The sequence below is a fragment of the uncultured Campylobacter sp. genome (genome assembly GCF_938030815.1).
In the GTDB taxonomy this organism is placed as follows: Bacteria; Campylobacterota; Campylobacteria; order Campylobacterales; family Campylobacteraceae; genus Campylobacter_B.
In genome coordinates this window covers 1-3,851 of record NZ_CALHII010000009.1, presented here as the reverse complement: position 1 = coordinate 3,851, position 3,851 = coordinate 1, and the positions used below count along the sequence as shown (strand labels likewise).

1 protein-coding gene and 1 pseudogene are annotated in these 3,851 nt (G+C 36.9%); both read right to left on the bottom strand.

Annotated elements, in window-relative coordinates; genetic code table 11:
* Positions 1-157 precede the first annotated feature (157 nt).
* Positions 158-1,611, bottom strand: a pseudogene (locus Q0277_RS00235) (DUF2779 domain-containing protein).
* A complete protein-coding gene (locus Q0277_RS00230; protein ID WP_297994297.1) occupies positions 1,612-3,711 on the bottom strand; it encodes a DUF262 domain-containing protein in 2,100 nt (699 codons plus the stop codon).
* Positions 3,712-3,851: the final 140 nt, after the last annotated feature.

The following is a 3,851-nucleotide window of genomic DNA, read 5'->3' as shown; positions in this document are numbered from 1 at the left end:
CATTATTGCCGCGCAGCTTTTTCACTTCTAGCTTATCGCTTAAGACTTTGATTTGCTTTAGCATAGATTCAAATTTCTCTATATCCATATCTCCTCCTTTAAAATTTTAAAGCATTATAGCAGACAAACTAGGCATTTTTTGTCTTAGTGCACAGTCTCATAAAGTTTTAACCATTGCTAGCGTATCGAGCTTACAGTATTCTAGCAGAGCCTGCTTATAAGCTTCGCGCTCTGTTTCTTTCATAAAAGTCATAGCGGCGTATGCTTGCATAGCTTCGCCTCCGTGATGGATTAAATTTAAATCCTTATACGCCAATTCTAATTCGGGCACGAGTGCGGGCAGGACGTATTTTATGGAGTAGCTACCTTTCATTTTCGGATGGTAGTAGCTTTTGCTTGCAAAGGGTGCCATGAGGTCTTTTATATTGTCGTGGATAGCCATAAGCTCATTTGAAATTCGAGGATAGTTTGTGGCAAGACGTCTTATCACTCCCTTTTCAAAGCTCATGTTGTAGGCTAGCACGCAGGCGTCCTGCGGGATAAATTTGATTAAATTTAACGCTAACTCGTATCTAGGATCGGCGCCAGCCTCAGCTAAAAACTCAAAATGCTCTAAATTTCCCTTGCCGTCATCTTTGTGGATTGAAAACTGGAAAGGTATCTGCTCGAAGGCCTAAGCCCAATAAATTGCGACACCGCCTGCTGAAAGGTCTCAAAGTCGAGGTGATAGAGCGGGTAGCGGAGCGTATCCAAAAACTCTTTTATTGCATCTTTGTCTATGATCTGTTCTTGCGAGATTTCTGATTTTATTTGGATCTGCTGCGAGGCGTTAAATTTACTTAGATCTTTTATATCGTTAAATTTAACCACGCCGTTTTTATAAAGCTCAAATTTTTTATCGCTTCTTAGACGAGAGATGTCAAATACACTATACTCCGGGATAGCTCGCTGCTTATGCCAGCAGTACTCCCGAGCGTCGCAAGCGTAAGGATTTGAGCAATGTGCGCCTATATCGATGTCGGGCTCAGAGTTTTGGCTTAAAATTTCTTCGAATTTATTTAAAATTTGAGGGATATCTCGCTGCTTTTGCTTTACTTGCTCAGTTACGTCCTGCACGCAAAATAGCTTTTCAAGCTCTAGCGTTTCGCCTCTTGTGTAGGTGCTATCGATGTGGATTATATTTACGCGGCTCACCTTGTAGCCAAGCGAGCTAATGACGTAGTACTGGATGCTTGCATCATCGATATAGACATCTTTTACCGAGGTTGAGCTCTTTACTTCGTTGATGATAAGCCCATCCACGCCTATACGAAGGATATCAACCATCACAAGGATGCCGTCAAAGCAAAAAGTGGCCTCGTAGATTACTTTTGCGTCGTGCTCGATAAGCTCTTTTGTTTTTGCCATTTGCGAGCCAAAGTCGCCGGTGTACTTTATCCTCTCGCCGCCGCTAAATAGCTCACAGGCTAGCTCGCCTACCGAGGTGCCGGTATCAAATACCGCCTGCGCGCTATCATCTGGAGCTTGCAAAACTTCAGGCTTTTTCTTTTTAAGCCACAAGCTCTTTTCGCACTGAAGACCACGGATATAGAGGGATTTAGAGAGGGTCATTTATATGCCTTTTGCGATTTTGTATGCTTTATCTATTATGGATTGTAGTGGGTCCTGCTCTGGTAGATTTGGATCAAATACCTCTCCTATTCGCCCCTCATCTATCATCCAGCAATATTTATCATCATCGGTTTTTATAAAGCTAATTTTGTTGTCGCCTATTGAAGCATAAGGATTTTCACCATAGGACTTTGCCCATTCATAACCCAATTTTTCATTGGATAAATTTGGGAATTGCCTTTGTAACATTATAAATAAAGAGAAAGCGTAATATTCTACGTGATAGCTATTTGTAAATTTTCCTCTTAAAACCCTAATCGTGTAGTCATATGCCAATATCCAAAAGTTACTGCATTCTTTTAAAATTTCAGGATACTTTATAAAATAATACCCCCAGTACTTGTTATCATCAAACTCCTCTATGATATCTTGCAAGCCTCTGTGGTCATCCAGTAAATTTTTTAGAAATCTCCTTTTTTCTTTATCATAAAATACGTCTCGCCAGTTGTCGTCTTTGCTACGAGGGTTATTGTTAAAATTACAAAATGTAAAGTAGCCGCTATTACCGTGCTCGGGCAAATAATCGCCTTTCGTCAGTAGTGCCCTTTGAAATAAAAGGTTTTCCCTATCCTCTTTAAAAATCTCATCAAATTTCTTATAGTATCTTTCAAATTCTTTTATATCATCTTTTACAAAATCTATAAGAAATGTCAAATTTGAGCCAAGATACCAATGCTTTTCAGCTTCATTAATGGCGGCGATCCACCTTTCATCGCTTTGTATTAGCTTTAGCTTCTTTTTCTCTTGCCATTTGTAGAATTCGATCGTCTTAAAGCTTTCCGGTTGTTTGTCGTCAAAACTTTCTAGCAGCTCAAAAATATTTTTATTCTTACATTTTTCGCAAATTTCGTTGATAAATTCAAAAACTTGCCTTAGTTTTAAAATACTGTCAATATTGAAATCTTTTGCAATATTTGTGGTTATTCTTTCGTACTTTTTATAAAACTCTCCGCCAATTTCTCTTGCTCCAAATTTTATCAAAAACATAGATAGCGCAAAAAATTTAGCCCTTGTTTCATAAGTAATATCTTTGCTGGTATCGGTAAAATTTTTAAGTGGCTCATCATTTGCAACTTCACACAACTCATCTAAAATTTTTATTACATTATTTGCATCATTTTTGTTACTGCTAAAAAAGTATAATGTGTCTAGTGTATCAAACTCATCAAAATCAAAATCTTTTGCCTCTTTTGTATCTTTTATATTAAGAACAGTAAAATTCGAGGCTACACGGTTAAAAAGTGCCATATAGCGCTTATCAACATTACTTAAACCCATCTCATCTTTATCGCCGCTATTTAAATTCCAAAATAAATCAAGCCACTGGTTATCTAGCTTTGTTTTTATATCTTGGGATAGTTCTTTCTCAAATTCCGCCTTAAAATTTTCAAATTCGCTTAAAGGCTTTCCTCTCGCATTCATCTTTATGTATAGATCATCTGTTAGCCCAAAGTCTTTAAGTTCGAGAAAGCTAAATTTTATATTTTCAAGCTTATCGTAAAATTTAGCGTCTTTAAATTTATGATGTATCTCATCTATCATCACAAACATAGATTTTACGGTCGGGTCATTTTCCCAAAACGGCATAAACCAGTTCCTATCTTTTATATATGTAGAAATTTTTTCTTTGCTAAAGTCAATATCATAGTCTACTAGCTTTTCGCAAAATTCCCTAGGGCTACTTCTGGTTTCGTATGTAAACCTTCTTAAATATTCGCACTCTTTGTCTTCCTTTTTTGCAAAGTATAAGTGCAACAAAAAAAGAGTAGTGAGGCGCTGTTGGCCATCGATCGGTATAAATTTATCATCCTCTATGCTGCCATAAATAAAATCTAGAAATAAACTCTCGTCACTTTTAAGCCTATTCAAAATTTTATCCAAAAATTTGTTTCTGATATCAGCCGCTTTATTGTCCATCCTTCCCTGCGCATAATCTCTTTGGATGATAGGTATTGAAATTTTTAACTTCTGTGCGGTCGGCATGTAAACCTTTGGAAGTGCTTTAGTCAAAATATCTTTAAATCCGGTACTATTTTCCATTTTTTTTCTCCCAGAAATTCTTTTAGAGTGTTGATTATTTAGTTTTTATAATCGCCTTGGCCTTGTTCGCTCCAAAAATATATGTTAGACGGATCGTCGCTGTAATATTTTAAAAATACATTTTTTGTGCATATTGGTAT

Coding starts and splice junctions, on each gene's coding strand:
- Q0277_RS00230 (WP_297994297.1), bottom strand. CDS start 3,711: ATGGAAAATAGTACCGGATTTAAAGATATTTTGACTAAAGCACTTCCA.